Origin of the sequence: Emticicia sp. TH156, assembly GCF_002855535.1 — a bacterium.
Classification (GTDB): Bacteria; Bacteroidota; Bacteroidia; order Cytophagales; family Spirosomataceae; genus Emticicia; species Emticicia fluvialis.
In genome coordinates, this window is record NZ_PKRS01000012.1 from 77057 (window position 1) to 96967 (window position 19911).

A 19911-nucleotide genomic window follows, 5' to 3' on the forward strand; every position below is an offset into this window, starting at 1 on the left:
ACAGGAACCACAAGCCCCTGTTTTTCGTTAGTTTTAAATAATCTGCCTTATACTAGTGAGCGAAAAACAATTGAACGACATCGACCTTACCGGCTTTGACCAGATAGAGGTTTTAGGTGCCCGAGAACATAATCTAAAAAATATTGACGTCAACATTCCCCGTAACAAGCTTGTAGTTATTACAGGTATTTCGGGTAGTGGTAAATCTTCACTGGCTTTCGATACCATCTATGCCGAAGGCCAGAGACGATACATGGAGAGCTTCTCTTCTTATGCACGAAGTTTCATCGGCGACATGGAACGGCCGGATGTAGATAAAATCAATGGTTTGTCGCCGGTTATCTCAATCGAGCAAAAAACTACTTCAAAAAATCCCCGCTCTACAGTGGGTACAACCACCGAAATTTACGATTTCCTTCGCCTGCTATTTGCGCGTGCCAGTGAGGCATTCAGCTATGTATCCGGCGATAAAATGGTAAAGCAAACGCAGGACCAGATTATTGACCAGATTCTGCAACAGCACGAAAACCAGAAAATCACTTTACTGGCGCCATTGGTAAAAGGCCGGAAAGGGCACTATCGGGAATTGTTTGTTCAGATAGCAAAAATGGGCTATAATAAAGTGCGGGTAGATGGCGAAATAGCAGACATAACACCAAAAATGCAGCTGGACCGCTACAAGATACATGATATTGAAGTGGTTATTGACAGAATAGTACCCAAATCTGAAGACCGATATCGTTTAAACCAGTCTGTCAGCACGGCCTTGAAGCAAGGCAAGGGGTCTATGATGCTGGTAGACGCACAAGACAAAGCACAGTATTTTTCGCAGAACCTGACCGACCCTAAATCGGGTATTTCTTACGAAGACCCGTCGCCCAACAGTTTTTCGTTCAACTCGCCTTATGGCGCCTGCCCTACCTGTAATGGTTTGGGCACGATTGAAGAAATAACCGAAGAATCAATTATTCCTGATAAATCGCTGAGCATTAGCCGCGGTGGTATTGCACCACTGGGCGAATACCGCGATTTGTGGATTTTCAAGCAGATAGAAATTATACTGAAAAGTTTTAAGGCCAATATCTCAACGCCAATTGATAAACTACCACCCGAGGCACTGAAGACCATTCTTTATGGCAGTGAAGAGCCGGTGGCCGTGCCATCAAAAAAATATCCTGGCACTGAATGGAACACCAATTTTGAAGGGGTTATTACCTTTCTGAAACGCCAGCAGGACTCTGACAACGATAAAATACAGGATTGGGTACGCGACTTTCTGGTAATAAGAACCTGCCCTGATTGTAATGGCTTGCGGTTAAAAAAAGAATCGCTGCATTTTAGAATAGACAAAAAAAATATTGCCGAACTGGCAGAATTGGATATCAGTGAAATTGCTGCCTGGTTTGAAAATCTGGAAAGCAGGTTGTCTGACCGCCAGAATATTATTGCCAAAGAGATATTAAAAGAGATACGAAAGAGGCTTGGGTTTCTACTGGGTATAGGCTTAGACTACCTGACACTGAACAGGCCTTTAAGAACGCTTTCAGGGGGAGAATCGCAGCGGATTCGTCTTGCCACGCAAATTGGCACACAGCTGGTGGGCGTATTGTATATCATGGACGAACCCAGCATTGGCCTGCACCAGAGAGACAACGTAAAACTGATACAGGCCCTGAAAGACCTGCGAGATTTGGGCAATACGGTTCTTGTAGTAGAGCACGACAAAGATATGATGCTGGAGTCAGACTATATCTTAGACATTGGCCCCGGAGCCGGCCGACATGGCGGAAACATTGTAGCCAAAGGTACACCACAGGAGTTTCTGGCAAACAAAAGTACCACCTCTGACTACCTAAGTGGCCGTATAAATATTGACATACCTAAAGAACGTAGAAAAGGCAACGATAAAGCGCTGGTAATTAAAGGAGCTACCGGACACAACCTGAAAAACGTTACACTGAGAATACCTTTAGGTAAAATGGTTTCTATTACCGGCGTAAGTGGTAGCGGCAAATCTTCGTTGATTCATGAAACCCTGTTCCCGATTCTGAACCGTCATTTCTATAATTCTAAAAGAGAGCCACTACCGTATAAATCGGTTGAGGGGCTGGAAGCTATTGATAAAGTAATTGAGGTAGACCAAAGCCCGATTGGACGTACGCCCAGAAGTAACCCTGCCACGTACACAGGTATGTTTTCTGACATACGTACTTTGTTTGCCGAATTACCGGAAGCCAAAATAAGAGGGTATAAGCCTGGTCGGTTCTCGTTTAACGTAAAAGGCGGCCGTTGTGAAGCCTGCGAAGGCGCAGGAATGAAAAAGATTGAGATGGAGTTTCTGCCTGATGTACACATAGCCTGCGAGACCTGCAAAGGCAAACGTTTTAACCGTGAAACCCTGGAAGTACGCTTTAAAGGCAAATCAATAGCAGATGTGCTTGACATGACGGTTGAACAGGCACTTGATTTTTTTGAGTTTCAGCCTAAAATTTTCAGAAAGGTACAAACACTTTTTGATGTAGGCCTGGGCTATATTACCCTTGGCCAGCATGCCACAACGTTGTCTGGCGGTGAGGCACAGCGCGTAAAACTGGCCGAAGAGTTATCTAAGAAAGATACAGGTAAAACACTGTATATATTAGACGAGCCTACAACAGGTCTGCATTTTCAGGATATTAAAAAGCTATTGGAGGTACTTCAAAAGCTGGCAGATAAGGGTAATTCGGTATTGATTATTGAACATAATCTGGATGTAATCAAGGTATCTGACCATCTGATTGACCTGGGGCCGGAAGGCGGCACCAAAGGAGGGCAGATTATTGCCGAAGGCACACCTGAGCAGGTTGCCAAAGTAAAAGGCAGCTATACGGGGTATTTTCTGAAAGAAGAATTAAAATAACAAGCCTCATCAAGAAAAAAGAGCAATAAACGGTGTTTATTGCTCTTTTTATAACTGAAAACCTAATATTCATCTTCGTTGAAGAAAAAGTCATCTTTGGTCGGATAATCAGGCCAAATTTCTTCGATGCTTTCGTACGGTTGCCCGTCGTCTTCTAATTCTTGTAAATTTTCAATAACTTCAATGGGTGCTCCTGAACGAATCGAAAAATCTATCAACTCATCTTTTGTAGCGGGCCACGGAGCGTCTTCAAGGTATGACGCAAGTTCGAGTGTCCAATACATAGTTTATTCCTTATTTAATGTTACAAAAAATTTGTGGCTGCAAAAGTATAACAATTTTTAATTTGTCAAGTATTTTGTTGCTAAAATGTACTAATTGTCAAACGTTTTTTTTCTAAAATATTATATAAACGTCAAAAAAAACTACATTTTTTAGATAAGCCTACTGACTATCAATCTATTACAAAAATAAAAAAAACTCCTTTTTATCAAAATAAAAAGGAGTTTTTTTGTTCCGGGCTACTCCGTGTTTATGTTACTCACGGGTAATTTTACTTGCGCCGCTGGTATGAGAAGAGTTCAGTGCTCTTACTTTGCCCAGCCTTATGCTACTTGCCCCGCTTGCGTCCGCATCAACCTGGTCAATTGCCATGTTGCGGGCATTCACCTGGCACGCACCTGAGGCATCAACATCCACCTTCTCTGCCGAGCCGCGCAAGTAAGCATTAGAAGCGCCTGTGGCATCCAAGTCTATCTTACGGGCATCTACATCAACTGCCAGTTTTACTGCACCAGACAATTCAATCTTAATGTCCTGAGTTTTGTCTTTAAAGCCTATTACTTTAACGCTTGATGCGCCCGACAAGTCAAGACCCTCTAGTTTTGGCATCGTAATATTAATGTGCGTTCTTTCATTCCGGCGGCTGAAACTGAATTTATCTCTGTACTCTATTTCAAGGGTTCCACCATTTACATTTACATCCAGATCATCAATATTATCCTGGCTGTCTGAATTAGCCTCAACACTAAAGGTTTCTCCCTGCCGTACCGTTACAACAAATGCGCCACCAACTTCAATTTCTTTAAAATTGCGGACATCAAACTTTTTGTCAAACTGCCCTTTGCCTTCAAAGACCTCGGTATCGAACGATACTTCATCGTCGTTATAGTCGTCTCTGTTTCTTAAGGCTTCGCGTTCTTCATTGCTTAGTTTCGGGCAATCGCGGCAAACCATACCAGAATCCCTCTTCATTACAAAGGTATATTGGTCTATGTCGTCATCGTTCACATCAAATTCATTATTCCAACGACTAAACACCTCATAATAGAATCTTCTAGTTAGCTTAAAATCTTTGTTGTAAGGTATGTAAAGTGTCATATCAAGGTCTTGGCCGCGGAAACGCGCCTTTTCACCCAAGAGCATTTCCTCATTAAACACAAGCACCGAGTCACGCTGTTTTACTTCATACAGTACATTTCTGGCGTTTTGCTCTGCGTCTGCTTTTGTGCGACCCTTTGCTTCAAAGCGTTGTTCCAGTTTCAGGTCTGTGCCTTCATAGCCTTTTAGCTCTACGCTCACCTGATTTTTAACTTCTATTCCGTCAAACTCATCATCATGGTTGTCATAAGAATCAATAACCAGGGTCTGGGTTGGTAAAGGGAAGTTTTTAGTTACTTCAACCCTGCCGGTTTTCTTGAAATTCAAGGCATATTTAGTTGCCAGAATACCAGTTCCCATCAACCCGGCCAGCCATAGACCGAGTAAAGAAACCCAGAAATTACGGGTACCGATACGGCGGTTGGTTATTAAGATTAAACCAACCATTAAAAGAGCAAGAAAAGGGGTAAACATAGCCAAAAAGGCAAACAGACCGGCAGTTGGATGAATGTCATCTGCAAACACCCTGAACGGGCTGTTATCAAAAAACTCTGTACCTTCTATGCCGCTGGCTACTCCGAAAAACGCAGCCACAGAGCCTACCACCGCTACTAAAGCAACCAATGCAAAACACATCACCACTATACCCGCTAGAATTCTTACTACAGGCCCCAGATTCTTTAATACATCTCCGATACCCTTGATAACAACAGCTATTAAACGGAATGGGAATAACAATATCTTGGTCAATGCATTTTCAGGGGCACTCTTGTCTACTTTAAGACCCTCTTTAATATTGGTTTCAATATTAGAAAGTGTAACGGGCTCACCTTTCATTTCCATCTTTTGGGTAAGGGTTTGTGCTTTAGGGGCCACAATCCAGAGAATAACATAGGTTATACCACCAATAAACACAATAGGCACACCAATAACGAACAATAAGCGGATAACCGTAACGTCGACTCCGAAATAAGCCGCCAGACCACTGGCTACCCCACCCAGCACCTTGTTGTCGTTGTCTCTATAAAATTTCTTGATTTTCTCGTCTTCTACAAGGTTGGCATTGGGTGGAAACACTACCCAGCAAACAAAGTAGCCAAGAAAAACAAAAGCAGAAATTGATGCCAGGTCATCAATCAAAGGCGGAATGCCCAGAAATAAAAACAAGTATATGATTCGTACCCAAACCACATCCATATTGAAATAATGCGCCAGACCCGAGAGTACACCTCCGAGTGCTTTGCGTTTTACATCACGATACAGACGTTTAGGGGCTGCAGGCTGGGCTGCCTGACCGGCAGAGGTGGTATCCTGAGCAGAAGCCCCTGATGGTTCAGAACCTGCCGCGGTACTTTCTGCTTTGGCATTAGCTCTGCTTTTAAGGTCTTCTTCTTCCTGAAATGCCTCAAAGTCGGCCACACTGCCCATCGACTGGATGAGGTCGTTCACACCGTCAAGGGTTATTACCTGCGCCACGGTGTCTGACTTGCCCTTGATCCAGAATTTTTCGGCTATGCGGGCTTCAATGTCAGAAACTATTTCCTGGCTGCCCTCATAGGAAGAAAAATACTGCTGGATAGAACGCAGATAGTTACTTAATTTGTCGTAGGCATCTTCTTCAATATTAAAAACTACGCCTGCTATATTTATCTGTATTGTCTTTTTCATTGTCTTAAACTGTAAATACCACAGGAAATTGCCGCTGTGGCTTATTTAAAAGAAAGGTAAGTCTTCAGTATTGTAAGATTATTTGGTTTTCTTGCTGATAATGGTACTTACCGATTCTGACAGCTCATTCCAGGTACCATTAAGGTTGTCGAGAAACATTTGCCCTGTTTCGGTTAATACATAATATTTTCTTGGCGGCCCCGAGGTTGACTCAACCCATTTGTAATCTAAAAGACCAGAGTTTTTAAGGCGTGTCAACAGTGGATAGAGCGTACCCTCAACTACCATTATTCTGGCATTGATAAGTTCGTCCAGAATTTCGGAGGCATAAATCTCACCCCTCGAAATGATGTGTAAGATGCAGTACTCCAGTATCCCCTTCCGCATCTGCACTTGAGCATTTTCTAAATCCATATTATCTATATCGTTTAAAGCAGTATCTGCTCGATTTAACATGACAAAGATAATAAAAGGTACTATGCAATGCAAGATACTTGGTCTAAAAAATTATGCGTTTGGGATGAACGGCTAAAAAACATGAGCAAATCAGTTTTTTTAAGGACGAATTTAATTGGTTTTTAAATTCTATTTCTGCTTTCATTTTGTACTTTTGGGCTTTGAACCAATTTTTGTGAAAACGCCTGATTTCGAAGTATTTATTGGCATCACAAAACTGATGCAGGCTTTAGGCTTACCCAATCCGTATTCGTCTGATTTCCAGCTATACAGGTTTGAAGAAGCCATGAAAACAAGACCTGCCCTTAGCCCTGTTTACAGAAGCGACTGCTACATTTTTGCCCTTATAACAAGCGGACGGCTGGCGTTTAAAGTTGGTATTTCAGACTTTATGATGCAGGCCGGCACGCTGTATTTCTTAAGCCCCTGGCATTTGCAGCAATACCACCGGCTGGAAGACCTGACGGGATACATTTGCTTTTTCAACGAGCATTTCTTTGCCTCTACCCCGGAAGGCCTGCAGTGCGTAAAAGACCTGCCCATGTATCAGTTGGAAGGCAGGGCTGTTTTTGACCTGACAGCCGACCAGCAACAGCCCTTTATAGACCTGTTTGAGCTCATGCTGAAAGAAGCAGGTAATACGGGGGCGTCTCGCTGGGACATCCTGCGCCATCTGATGCAAATCTTTTTTATTAAGGCACAGGAAACCTACCAGGCACATACCAATCAAACCGCTGGTGATTCAAAAAACCAACGACTAACCAGCGCTTTTGAACGCCTGCTGGAAGAACACTTTCTGCTGCTTTCAAAAGGCAGAACAGGAAAGGTATTTTCGGTGAACGAATTTGCCGAGCAACTGAATGTACACCCAAATCACCTGAGCAATATGCTACGCCGTGAGCTGGGGAAGTCGGCCAAACAGCTGATTAATGAACGACTGGCCTTTGAGGCCAAATCTTTGCTGCATACAACAGAACTCTCTGTAACAGAGATTGCCTACCGGCTACGCTTTGACGAGCCAACTAACTTTACCAAATTCTTTAAAAAATCAACAGGAATGCTACCCCGCGAATACCGCATGCAAACCGCCTGAAAGTACACCATAAGAGAACGGCTATGATTTGCCAATTAAACTAAATCTTGCTTTAATTATATAATATGTAGATTTTGGGTGTCCTCATCTTCGATTTTTACCATTCTTCATGCAATACTTACCGTGTATGACAGGCTTTGTAAACTGAACTTTGTGGCCTATTTTCAATTATAGTATTCATGGATATACTTACCAAACAGTACACCATCGGCAAATCGCTGGTTATAAACCGGATTGGCCTGGGTACCATGCGTGCTACAACCGGGGCGGGGTTGTGGGGTGAACCCACCGACCGCCAGGCGGTTATCAGAGTGATACGGAAGGCCTACGAACTGGGTGTCAATTTTTTTGATACTTCAGATGCCTACGGCCCGGGTTGTTCTGAACTGATTTTAGCCGAGGCCATAGAGCCTTTCAGGCATGAAGTAATAGTAGCTACCAAAGGTGGGTCGGTTAAATATGCTCCCGGCAAGATATTTGCCAGTGGTAAGCCCGGTTATCTGAAAACCGCTGTTGAAGCCAGCCTGAAACGCCTGAATGTGGAAGCCATTGATTTGTATCAGCTGGATGATGTAGACCCCGAAGTACCCATTGAGGAATCGGTTTGGATGCTGGCAACACTAAAGAAACAGGGGAAAATCAAAGAGATTGGCTTATCTAATGTAAAACCGGCGCAGTTAAGGCTGGCGCAGGGCATTACAGAAATAGTTTCGGTACAAAATTCGCTCAGCATTACTAACCAGACACATCTGGACTTTGCCAAAGCCTGTGCCGCCGAAAACATTGCGTTTATTGCCTATTGCCCCACAGCAATGATTGACACCGATAAAGCACCGAAATACCGGAAGAAAGCCGCAGAGCTGGGTATTACCCTGCCTCAACTTTCGTTACTCTGGCTTTTGAGAAAGTCATCAAATATTATTCCCATTCCGGGAACATCATCTGAAAAACATTTGCAGGAAAATCTGGCTGTATGGCAACTGGAGCCCTCGGTTCTTAGTTAATCTGCCGGTCTGATAGTTATAATTAAAACCTAAATCTTTACTTATGTGGATTGTTCGATTAGCCCTTAATCGCCCCTATACCATTGCTGTCATGGCATTTTTGATGATGCTCGGGGGCATTATGGCAATCCGTTCGATGCAAACGGATATTTTCCCGAAAATTGATATACCTGTTGTTAACATCGTTTGGGCATATCCGGGTCTTTCAGCCCAGGATATGGAGCGCCGGGTTGTTATTAATAACGAAAGGGGTATTTCCTCTCAGGTACAGGGGGTGTCGCGTATTGAGTCTAGCTCTATTCCGGGTATTGGCTTGTTACGGGTGTATTTTCAACCCGGCACAGACCTGGGCCAGGCGCTGGCACAAATCTCGGCGGTATCATCCACAGCACTCCGGCAGATGCCTCCGGGTATGCAGCCACCTGTTTTACTCCCTTATAATGCCTCTAACCTGCCGGTGTTACACATGATTATTTCAAGTAACACCATGGGCGAAGATGCTGTGGCCGACTACACCAATAACTTTCTGCGTTTGCGTTTATTTACTATTCCGGGCTTGCAGACACCCGGTGTTTATGGGGGGAAGCAACGCCAGATTAATATTGACATAGACCCTGCCCAGCTAACAGCCAAAGGGTTGTCGGCCGCCGATGTTATTTCTGCCCTGCAGAACTCAAACGTTATTCTGCCGGCAGGAACAGCCCGTATGGGCGAAACCGAATATAACATAGCTCTGAACGCCAGCCCGAGTACGGTTGACCAGTTTTATGATATTCCGGTAAAGGTAATTAACGGCCAGACCATTAAAATTGAAGACATCGGTAAGATATCCGACTCATTTGCCGACCCAACCAATATTGTACGCATTAACGGCAAGCACGCCAGCTATCTTACCATATTGCGTAAATCAAGCGCTTCTACCCTTACCATTGTGGAATCATCAAAAAACATGATTCCTAAAATAAAAGAAGTGGCGCCAGAGGGACTGGAAATAACGACCGATTTCGACCAGAGTATATTTGTAAGTGCTGCCATAGATAACGTATTGCACGAGATGATTCTGGCCATATTTCTGGTAGGTTTGATGATATTCGGATTTCTGGGTAACTGGCGTAACGTATTCATTGTTATCACGTCTATCCCGTTGGCAATCCTGACAGCCATTATTGTTTTAGACCTGACGGGTAACTCGCTGAACATCATGACACTCGGCGGCTTGTCATTAGCCGTAGGTATGCTGGTTGACGACGCCACCGTGGCCATTGAGAGTATCCACCGTCAGTTAGGCATGGGTAAATCGCTCGTTCGGGCCATATTAGACGGGGCAGCCGAAATTGCTACGCCTGCTTTGGTTGCTACGCTATCTATCTGTATTGTGTTTATTCCGGTTTTGTTCATTACTGGCCCGGCAGGGTTTCTGTTTGTGCCAATGGCCTTGTCGGTAGTAGTGGCCATGCTTACCTCTTACGTGCTATCGCGCACACTCGTGCCGCTGCTTTCAAGATTAATGCTTTCGGCAGGGGCACATGAAGCACATGGCAGCCGATTTGACCGCTGGAGAGACCGCCAGTTTGAACGTCTGCAGAATACCTACGCCAGCCGCCTGGGCAAAATGCTGAAACAGAAGGGCTTGCTATTGACAGGCTCGCTTGTTCTGGTAGTGTTAACGGTTGTACTCATAACCCCAATGGTAGGTACCGACTTCTTCCCCACTACAGATACGGGCTTTATGAAACTGCATTTCAGAGCGCCTTTTGGCACGCGTATTGAAGAAACAGAAAAATATGTAGAAAGAATTGAAGAAGCAGTAAGGAAGATTGTTCCTCCGGAAGAATTAAGTACTATCAGCGCCAATATCGGTGTGCCTATTTTCTTTAACCTGGCCTATGTGCAGTCTGACAACGTAAACGGTATGGACGCCGAAATTATGATTGCCCTGAAGAAAGAACACAAACCAACCGAGATATACAGAAACAAGATAAGAGAGGTTCTGAATAACGAGTTTCCCGGAACACAGTCGTATTTTCAGACAGCCGACATGGTGGGGCAGGTATTGAACTTCGGCTTGAGTTCGCCGATTGATTTGCAGATAGAAGTAACCGACTATAACAAAGGCTATGAAATGGCCAAAGTATTGCGGGATTCACTGAGAAAAGTAGCCGGCTTAAAAGATGTTACTATTAAACAAGTACTAGACTACCCTACCCTGAAAGTAGACGTTGACCGCATCAGGGCAGCACAGGTGGGCCTTAGCCAGAGAGACGTGGCCAGTAATTTATTGGTAAACCTGTCGTCGAGTGGTTTGTTTGCACCTTCTTATTTTCTGAACCCGGCCAATAATGTAAACTATACAGTAGTGGTAAAAACACCAAGCAGCAAGATTCAGTCGGTAAGTGACCTGATGAATCTGCCGCTTACCACCAGCGCTACGGCCAATGCCTTAAGCAGTAACTCGACATTGCAGCCGACAGACGTGCCCAGGCAGATAGCCCAGACGGTGCGTAATGTATCAGAAATTACCCCCGGGGTTATGCCAAGCCAGATAAACCATGAGAATATCCAGCGTGTACTCAATGTATCGGCCAATGTAGAAGACCGCGACTTAGGCTCAGTGTCAGCAGATATTGAGCGCGTCATAAAAAACATGGGGCAGTTACCTAAGGGATTCAGCATTAACGTACGCGGACAAGGCCAGGTAATGAACGAGTCATTTACTAATATGGCTCAGGGTCTGGTGCTGGCCATATTGCTGGTATATGTACTAATGGTAGTTTTGTTTCAGTCATTGAAAGACCCGCTTATTGTACTGGTATCAATCCCGGGTGCATTGATGGGCATCATCCTGTTTCTTTTTGCCACAGGCACTACCATCAATGTAGTATCGCTGATGGGCTCAATTATGGCAGTGGGTATTGCGGCTTCTAACGCAACCTTATTGGTGAGCTATGCCAATGACTTGCGGGCAGAAGGTTATACCGTGTTACAAGCCGTTACAGAGGCAGGAAAGGTACGTATGCGCCCTATTCTGATGACAGCCCTGGCCATGGTGTTGGGGATGATTCCGATGGCGATTGGCCTGGGCGAAGGCTCAGAACAAAATGCACCATTGGCACGTGCCGTTATAGGCGGCCTGATTGTTGCCACGCTGTTTACGCTTTTTGTAGTTCCGGCCGTGTATGCCGGTTTATATAAAGGTAAAGCCAAAGCAACCATAAGCCTGCTGGACGACCAGGATGCCAAAAGCCAATCAGAAGCCTGATAAAACAAAACCCTTGAAACAAACAGACATTTAAAACAAGTAAGTAATATGAAAAATCAACAAAATCTTCGCCGGATCGGATTATTGACCATCATTGTGGTGGCTATAGGGGTTGGGATTTTTGTGATAAACCGGGCTGATTCTGCCGAACCTCCGGTTTCTAAAACAGCCGATGCTACCTCTGTAAGCACCATTACCATCAGCAGGCAAAAGTCAGAAAGAACCCTGATGTTATCGGCAGAGGCGCGTCCTTACCAATCGGTTACACTTTTTGCTAAAATAAGTGGTTATCTGCAAAAATTATATGTAGACAAAGGGCAGAACGTAAAAGCAGGCCAGACCATAGCTGTGATAGAGTCTCCGGACCTGGAACAGGAAAAACTGGCTTTGGAGGCTGATTTGAAACAAAAACAAAGCTACCTGCACAGGCTAGAGTCTTTGCTTTCAAAAAAATATGTAACCGAGCAGGAAACCGACAGAGCTCGTGCTGATGTTGAAATGGCCAAAGCCCGTCTGGACGCCCAGAAAGAGAAGTTATCTTACACCATCATCAGAGCTCCTTTTGCGGGTAATGTTTCAGCACGTTATGCCGACGTAGGCGCTTTGTTACAGGCCGCCACTTCATCTCAAACCAGTGCCTTGCCTGTGGTTACGGTGTCGCAGGTAAATCGTTTAAGGATTACAATATTTATAGAGCAGGCAGATGCCGCCTCTATCCGCCCGGGCACACCGGTTGATATTCTTGTGCCGGGTTCTGCCGATACACTACATGCAAACATTACACGCATGACGCACGAACTTGATAATCGTACCCGCATGATGCTTGCCGAGATTGAATACAACAATGCCAACAACCAGATACTGGCAGGCAGTTTTCTGAAAGTGCTGATTCACCTGCCTGCACAGGAGTTTCTGAGCATGCCTGCTCAGGCATTGGTGGTGAAAGGTGATAAGTATTTTGCACCTGTTATTAAAGACAAACGTGTGTTTTACAGACCCATCAAAATAGGTGCAGGAGACGGGCTTCATTACCGGGTTTATGCAGGTCTGAACCAAGGAGACGTGGTGGCCCTGAACGTAGGAAACTCATTAATAGATAGCACACTGGTAAAAGTGGTTAATAAACCGGCAACTAAATAATGAAAAGAGTCATATTGATTTTATGTATCTGGGGCTGTGGATTCACTCTTTCGGCACAGGTAAAAACATTAAGTTTTCAGGAAACGCTGCAAATGGCCATGCAGCAGAATGTGGGCATTAAAAAAGCACAGAATAGCGTTGAATCGGCCAGTTGGGATGTTTACGGAAGCAAGAACCTCTTCCTGCCTAATGCTACATTTAACGGCGGCTTCAATTTCCAGTCGGGCAGTAACCTGCTTACCGTGGCTACGCCTTCTCTGGTAGCCAGTACTTATACAGGGTTAAACCTGCAGGCCAACAGTAACTATGTGTTGGCCGATGGCGCTGCCCGTAGGTATCAGGTGCTGGTATCAGAAAAAACAGAAGAAGCGGCAACCACTCAGCTTAAATTTACTCGTCAGCAGCTGACCAATGACTTGAGCCTGGCTTTTCTTCAATTATCGCTCGATCGCCGGTTAATTGAGATTGCCGACCAGAACTGGCAACTGTCTAAAGAACGTGATACCGTGCTGACAGGCCTGGTAAAAGCCGGCCTTAGATTACCCAATGAACTTTACCAGCAACAGGCACAAACCCGACTGGACGAACAACAGGTAATTGCTGCCAGAAACCTGCTACAGAACCACAAGATATTCTTAATACGCAGGTTAAACCTGCCAGCCGGGGAATACGATTTTCAGGATTTACCCGACGAGAGCCTGCCTGGTTATTCAACGCAGGAGGCAATCAGTTCAGCTTATAACAGAAGAAATGATTTATTGACACTGAAGCAGCAACGTGAGGCCATTGCCTTGAGAACCCCGATTATTAAGGCCAATTTAAAACCCCAACTGGTTGCTACGGGAGGTTTAACCACCGCAGGCAGGTACCTTTTCCAGCAGAATATCAATGGTAATGATGTATTGAGCAGCATTGAGCAACGCAATATGCTGCGCCAGTTAGGCAATCAGGTAAACGTATATGCAGGGTTAAATCTGGTTTGGAATATATTTGACCGCAACCAGACCAAAACGGCTGTTGCCAAAAACCGCATAGAAGAAATGAACCGCCAACTGGATATTCAGGACAGGCAAGACCAGATCAGAGCAGAAATTAAACAAGCCTTAACCGACTACGAAACCGCACAACAACAGTACACCACCGCAAAGGCGCAGTTATCAGCAGCACAAGCCGCTTTTGAGTTACAGCAAGGCCGCTTTCAGAATGGTCTGGCTACCTTAATAGATTTATTTACGGCACAAAACTCGCTGGCATCAGCCAAAGTAAATGTGGCCCGGGCCACTATTCAGGTACGCTACCAGCAAAAACTGCTGCAGTTTTATACGGGTGATGTGCAGGAGTAAACGCCAACAAAAAAGAGAAGCATTGAATGTTTCTCTTTTTTGTTGGTTGAGCATTTGTCAAAGTTACCAATTTTTGGTATTTTTGTTTAGGTAACAATTAATACCATGAGCAAAAATACATCTATATCCATTGGGTCTCATTTTGACTCCTTCATTCAAAGACAGATTGAAGCAGGCCGTTACGCATCAACCAGTGAGGTGGTTAGAGCCGGATTACGTTTACTAGAGCAGGAAGAAGAAAAACTAAAGCTTTTGAAACAGGCATTGAGAGATGGCGAGCAGAGCGGGTTTGTTGAAGGTTTTAATCCTCAGGAATTTCAGGAAAAGTTAAGACGAAAATCTGTAGGTTGATATATGTCTGAATACAGAATTTCGCAACTTGCACAACAGGATTTAGAGGATATTTGGGGCTATACAATTCAAGAATGGTCATGTGAACAAGCCGATAAATATATTGGAGGCATACTGGCATCTTTCAACTCAATAGCAAATGGACATATAATTGGGAAACCTATTGATTATGTGTTACCCGGCTACAAAAAAGCACTATATGGTAAGCACTACATTTTCTACAGAATATCTTCTGAGGGTATAACAGAAATAATCCGTATATTACATGTACGCATGGATGTAAAAAACCGTCTTTAACATGATGCGATTTGCTGTTTAGTGCCTAAACTCCCTTTATACAAAAATCCACTAATACTTTGAAATCCCCGCTTTCCGGTTTAGCTTTAAATCAGAATACTGATACTCCCTGACAGTTCTGTAAATCCACGACTCTCCTAAAAAAGAAACCATTCAATCTTATAAACCGATGAAAAGAATTTTCTTTGCTCTGTGGCTTTTGTCAACATGCGTTGTGGCGCAAAAAGCGGCCTCTTCTAAGGCGCAACTACCCTCTCCTGTAACTTTTACCGACCAACAGGACCATGAAAACATGATGCGGCAACTGGGTATTAAACGCCTGAGACCCGGCCCGAGTGGTAATGAATCTGCCCCGAATCATGCCAATTATGATGAGGCAATGGCGAATCCGTGTCCGGCACTACCCGATGCACTAACCCTCAAAAACGGGAAAAAGGTAAGCACACCCGAAGATTGGTGGAACAAGCGCCGCCCCGAACTGATAGAAGACCTGGAACGTGAGGTGTACGGCCGACTACCTAAAAAAATACCTGCCGTAACCTGGACAGTAAAAATAACCGACAAAGAACTGATAGGACGCATACCTGTGGTAGCGAAACAGCTAATAGGCCATGTAGACAATAGTGAATACCCGCTCATCAATGTCGACATCAATATGATGTTGGTGGTACCTGCCAATGTAAAAGGCCCCGTACCGGTTTTGATGATGTTCGGCAGGCCGTCGTTCCCTGCCCCGGCACAACCCAGCCCGGAGCACATGGAGAAAATCAACGCCGCTTTTAAAGACATGATGATTAAGCATGACCCTTCTCTGAAGGCTGTTTTTGACCAATACCCTGCGTACTTGCCTATTACCCGCTTACCGGGGCCTAACTTCTTTGCGCCACCGGTAAACGGCGAGTCGCCCTCTACCGAGCAACTGCTGGCCGCAGGCTGGGGCTATGCCACCATTGACCCTGCCAGTATACAGGCTGATAACGGTGCAGGCATAACCCGTGGTATTATAGGCCTGGTCAATAAAGGCCAGCCCCGCAAACCTGATGACTGGGGAGCCTTGAGAGCATGGGCCTGGGGTGCCGCAAGAGGCCTTGATTATTTAGAGACCGACCCCGCCGTAGACGCCAAACGGGTAGGTATTGAGGGCGTTTCACGCTATGGTAAAGCAGCTTTGGTTACACTGGCTTTTGAAACCCGTTTCGCTATCGGTCTGATTGGCTCTTCCGGCAAAGGGGGTGCTACGCTTCACCGCCGGGTGTTTGGCGAAGCCGTTGAAAGCCTTACAGGCGGAGAATACTACTGGATGGCCGGTAATTATATGAAATACGGCGCGGAAGAAGCCTCTTTTGGCAGAAAAACCGGATGTGACTTACCCGTTGACTCGCACGAATTGATTGCCTTATGTGCGCCAAGACCCACGTTTATCAGTTACGGCATACCAGAGAAAGGAGACGCCCGCTGGCTGGACCAGCAGGGCAGTTATATGGCAACCATAGCCGCAGGAGAAGTATTCAGGCTATTAGGTGCAAAAGACCTGGGGGTATCGAACGATTACACCAAAGAAAAGATGCCGCCTGTAAACAAAGATATGCTGGATGGGCATCTTGCCTGGCGACAACACGACGGAGGCCATACCGATTGGCCGAATATGCAGCACTTTATACCATGGGCCAGCAGGGTTTTGAAGTATCAGAAGTAAAGCGCGGCGCCACAATTATTTTGCTTTCAGTAATAAGGCGCGGAATTTATTCTATTTAGCTGATTGGCAATAAAATAATTTTCTCACTGACCCATTATAAGTGCATAATTATTTACTTTAGCAAAGCCAAAACAACTAGCTTTGCTTCAGACCTTAATACCTAAAAACGTAATCATTCAATCCTTTTATACAGCGTTTTAAACATGAAAGAAAAATCAAGTGAATCCCGGAGAGAATTCATTAAAAAAGGAGCCATTGCGTCTTCTTTTTTTATAGTTCCCCGGAACGTGCTCGGTGGTGTAGGGTTTATTTCTCCCAGCGACCAGCTTAACATTGCTGCTATCGGTGCCGGAGGTAAAGGCCGCAGCGACATCACCAATGCTTCAGTAAAAGGCAGAGAACGAATTGTGGCACTTTGCGATGTCGACTTTTCAGGCTCAGCCAAAGAAACTGTCAAGCTATTCCCCAATGCCAAGCTTTTTGCCGACTACCGCGAAATGCTGGATAAGCAAAAAGACATTGATGCTGTAACTATTTCTACGCCTGACCACGTACATGGGCCTGCAGCAGCTTTTGCCATGGAACGCGGCAAACACGTGTATGTGCAAAAGCCAATGACGCACAATATCCGCGAGGCACGTATGCTAACCGAAATGGCCAGAAAGCATAAAATTGTGAGCCAGATGGGTAATCAGGGGGCATCTAACCCTTTGCTTAAAACCGTACAGGCTTGGGTAGACTCTGGCAAGCTGGGTAAAATTGCCAAAGTACAGATATGGACCAACCGCCCGGTATGGCCACAAGGAAATGCTATGCCAAAACCAGACGACAGCCTGAAACCAAAAGACTTAGACTGGAACCTGTGGCTGGGGCCCAATGAATATAAACCGTATATACCTAATCTGCATCCATTTGGCTGGAGAGGCTGGTGGGATTATGGTACTGGTGCCTTGGGCGATGTGGGCTGTCACCTGATAGACATTCCGTTCAGAACGCTGGGTTTAAAATACCCTACTGATGCTGAATGTAGTGTGGCCTCGGTTTACACAAAAATGTGGACACCTGAATACAATCCTGAGGGTTGCCCTGCTTCTTCGTTTATTACCCTTCATTTTGGTGCTACTGACAAGAGCAAGTCGCCTATTGAAATGACATGGATGGACGGCGGTATCAGACCGGCTCACCCGGATATTATTCCGGCTAATGAGGATATTGGCGGCACCAACAGCAGCAACGGTGTAATGATTATTGGTGAAAAGGGCATTATAACCACGAACATCAATGACAGCTCGCCAATGATGCCTAAATTGTTCCTGAATGATGGCACTAAAGAATTAGGCCCTGATTTGCCTAAGGACATAGAACCTGAATACGGACATCAACGCAGATGGGTAGATGCCTGTAAAGCAGGTTTTAACAGCAAAGAGCACAAAGGCCTTACATCATCTTTTGATTATGCAGGACCAATGACCGAAACTGTTTTAATGGGTAACCTGGCTATTAGAAGCTATCTGCTTAAGAGAGAAAACAGCAAAGGGCAGGCGGAATTCTACGCACGCAAAAAACTACTTTGGGATGGAGAGAACATGAGAATTACGAACCTGGAAGAAGCCAACCAGTTTGTAGGAAGAACTTCTTACCGCGATGGCTGGAAAGTTTAGTAAATTTGATTTTCAGAGATAATCAGGAAGGCTGTCATTGAGTTTTGAGCAATCAAAATCAAGAACAGCCTTCTCTTTTTAGGCAAATTTCAATCATCAGCCCGCCCAGCTTTCTCTGTCCAGACTTCTGAACTGAATGGCTTCTGCCAGATGCTCAATCCTTATTTCTTCCGACTCTGCCAGATCGGCAATGGTGCGCGATACTTTCAGAATCCGGTCGTAAGCTCTGGCCGATAAACCCAGCCGCTCCATGGCTTTTTTCAGAAGCGCCTTTCCGGCATCACCTATTTCACATATTTCTTTCACCATTTCGGGCGGCATCATAGCATTAGAATGAATATCCGGGTATTTTTCAAACCTATTTGTTTGTATCTCACGGGCTTTTATTACTCTTTCTCTGATAACGGCCGATGACTCATTCTTACGGGTAGATGATATCTGGTCGAAACTTACCGGTGTAACCTCAACGTGCAAATCAATCCTGTCGAGCAAGGGGCCTGAAATCCGGTTCAGATATTTGCCAACGGTTCCGGGCGGGCAGGTACATTCTTTTTCCGGATGATTATAAAATCCGCAGGGGCATGGGTTCATGCTGGCAATGAGCATAAAATTGGCCGGAAACTCAACCGCCTGTCTTGTTCTTGATATCACCACCTTCCGTTCTTCCAGTGGCTGGCGCATTACTTCCAGTACGGTGCGTTTAAACTCGGGCAATTCATCCAGAAATAAAACCCCGTTATGCGCCAGCGAAATTTCACCGGGTTGCGGAAACCCTCCCCCTCCTACCAAAGCCGCATCTGAAATAGTATGATGTGGCGCCCTGAAAGGCCGTCGGGCAATTAATGAGGCCTTCACGCCCAGTTTTCCGGCTACCGAATGAATCTTGGTTGTCTCAAGCGCTTCATGCAGTGTCAGCGGAGGTAAGATAGACGGAATACGTTTGGCCAGCATGGTTTTACCTGCCCCCGGCGGGCCTATCATAATTACATTATGCCCGCCGGCTGCGGCAATTTCCATGGCCCGTTTGATATTCTCCTGCCCCTGCACATGAGAGAAATCTGCTTCATATTCGTTAATCGAGTTATAGAAAATATCACGTGTATCTGTTACCAGCGGTTCTATTTCTTTCTCACCGATTATAAAATCAATGGCTTCTGTTAAGGTTTTTACCCCTATAATATCCAGGTTATTAACAATAGAGGCCTCCATGGCATTTTCAGCCGGCAGAATAAAACCTTTCAGCTTTGACCTCCGCGCTTCTATAGCAATCGGCAGCACGCCCTTAATGGGCCGAAGGGTACCATCAAGGGCCAGTTCGCCCAGAATCACATATTCTTCCAGATTTTTAACCGGGCTGATTAACTCTCCGGCTGTCAGAATACCCACAGCCATCGGCAAATCATAAGCCGACCCTTCCTTCCGGATATCGGCCGGAGCCAGATTAATAACCGTTTTTTGTCTGGAAATCTGATAATTGCAGTTTTTTAGCGCAGCATCAATACGTTGTTGACTTTCTTTCACAGCACCATCAGGCAGCCCTACTATAGACATCCCGATGCCTTGTACTACACTTACTTCAACTGTTATCAAGGTGGCATTTACTCCATATACAGCAGCCCCAAAGGTTTTTGATAACATATAATCGGTTTTTTCTGTCAAATTAA

General features: G+C 45.1%; 14 protein-coding genes. 10 read left to right on the forward strand and 4 right to left on the reverse strand.

What is annotated here, in order from left to right; all coding sequences use genetic code 11:
• The first annotated feature begins 55 nt into the window (after nt 1–55).
• Nucleotides 56–2899, forward strand: coding sequence for an excinuclease ABC subunit UvrA (gene uvrA, locus C0V77_RS20145; RefSeq protein WP_101728189.1), 2844 nt, complete (start codon nt 56–58; stop codon nt 2897–2899).
• A gap of 62 nt (nt 2900–2961) precedes the next feature.
• On the opposite strand, the gene C0V77_RS20150 is transcribed toward uvrA, so the two are convergent.
• The 3 genes from C0V77_RS20150 to C0V77_RS20160 all read right to left on the reverse strand — a co-directional run bounded on the left by C0V77_RS20150 (nt 2962) and on the right by C0V77_RS20160 (nt 6361).
• Nucleotides 2962–3183, reverse strand: coding sequence for a DUF2795 domain-containing protein (locus C0V77_RS20150; RefSeq protein WP_015028821.1), 222 nt, complete (start codon nt 3181–3183; stop codon nt 2962–2964).
• A gap of 253 nt (nt 3184–3436) precedes the next feature.
• Entirely contained in the window at nt 3437–5947 is a 2511-nt protein-coding gene (locus tag C0V77_RS20155) for a PspC domain-containing protein (RefSeq protein WP_101728190.1), read from the reverse strand.
• Between the two features lie 78 nt (nt 5948–6025).
• Nucleotides 6026–6361: a PadR family transcriptional regulator gene (locus tag C0V77_RS20160; RefSeq protein WP_101728281.1), complete on the reverse strand. Its 336-nt coding sequence runs from the start codon at nt 6359–6361 to the stop codon at nt 6026–6028.
• A 217-nt stretch (nt 6362–6578) separates the two neighbouring features.
• On the opposite strand from C0V77_RS20160, the gene C0V77_RS20165 reads away from it, so the two are divergent.
• The 9 genes from C0V77_RS20165 (at nt 6579) to C0V77_RS20205 (ending at nt 18247) form a co-directional block, all read left to right on the forward strand.
• Nucleotides 6579–7496, forward strand: a complete 918-nt coding sequence (locus C0V77_RS20165; protein WP_143706143.1) for an AraC family transcriptional regulator — start codon at nt 6579–6581, stop codon at nt 7494–7496.
• A gap of 179 nt (nt 7497–7675) precedes the next feature.
• Nucleotides 7676–8500, forward strand: coding sequence for an aldo/keto reductase (locus tag C0V77_RS20170; protein ID WP_101728192.1), 825 nt, complete (start codon nt 7676–7678; stop codon nt 8498–8500).
• A gap of 43 nt (nt 8501–8543) precedes the next feature.
• On the forward strand, nt 8544–11759 hold the full coding sequence (locus tag C0V77_RS20175; RefSeq protein WP_101728193.1) for an efflux RND transporter permease subunit: 3216 nt from the start codon (nt 8544–8546) through the stop codon (nt 11757–11759).
• Between the two features lie 48 nt (nt 11760–11807).
• Nucleotides 11808–12899 carry an efflux RND transporter periplasmic adaptor subunit gene (locus tag C0V77_RS20180; RefSeq protein WP_101728194.1) on the forward strand — a complete coding sequence of 364 codons (1092 nt, stop codon included), beginning with the start codon at nt 11808–11810 and terminating at the stop codon, nt 12897–12899.
• Nucleotides 12899–14242 (forward strand): TolC family protein, encoded by a 1344-nt coding sequence (locus C0V77_RS20185; RefSeq protein ID WP_101728195.1) that lies wholly within the window; start codon nt 12899–12901, stop codon nt 14240–14242. Before C0V77_RS20180 ends, C0V77_RS20185 begins: the two co-directional genes overlap by 1 nt.
• A 105-nt stretch (nt 14243–14347) precedes the next feature.
• Complete coding sequence (locus tag C0V77_RS20190; protein WP_101728196.1) at nt 14348–14593, forward strand: type II toxin-antitoxin system ParD family antitoxin; 246 nt, start codon at nt 14348–14350, stop codon at nt 14591–14593.
• A 3-nt stretch (nt 14594–14596) separates the two neighbouring features.
• Nucleotides 14597–14890 (forward strand): type II toxin-antitoxin system RelE/ParE family toxin, encoded by a 294-nt coding sequence (locus C0V77_RS20195; RefSeq protein ID WP_101728197.1) that lies wholly within the window; start codon nt 14597–14599, stop codon nt 14888–14890.
• Nucleotides 14891–15059: 169 nt separating this feature from the next.
• Nucleotides 15060–16586: a S9 family peptidase gene (locus C0V77_RS20200; RefSeq protein WP_101728198.1), complete on the forward strand. Its 1527-nt coding sequence runs from the start codon at nt 15060–15062 to the stop codon at nt 16584–16586.
• Nucleotides 16587–16789: 203 nt separating this feature from the next.
• Nucleotides 16790–18247 carry a Gfo/Idh/MocA family protein gene (locus tag C0V77_RS20205; protein ID WP_101728199.1) on the forward strand — a complete coding sequence of 486 codons (1458 nt, stop codon included), beginning with the start codon at nt 16790–16792 and terminating at the stop codon, nt 18245–18247.
• 96 nt (nt 18248–18343) lie between these two features.
• Here the strand turns inward: C0V77_RS20205 and C0V77_RS20210 are convergent, their stop codons facing one another.
• Nucleotides 18344–19885 carry a YifB family Mg chelatase-like AAA ATPase gene (locus C0V77_RS20210; RefSeq protein WP_101728282.1) on the reverse strand — a complete coding sequence of 514 codons (1542 nt, stop codon included), beginning with the start codon at nt 19883–19885 and terminating at the stop codon, nt 18344–18346.
• Between the last annotated feature and the right edge of the window lie 26 nt (nt 19886–19911).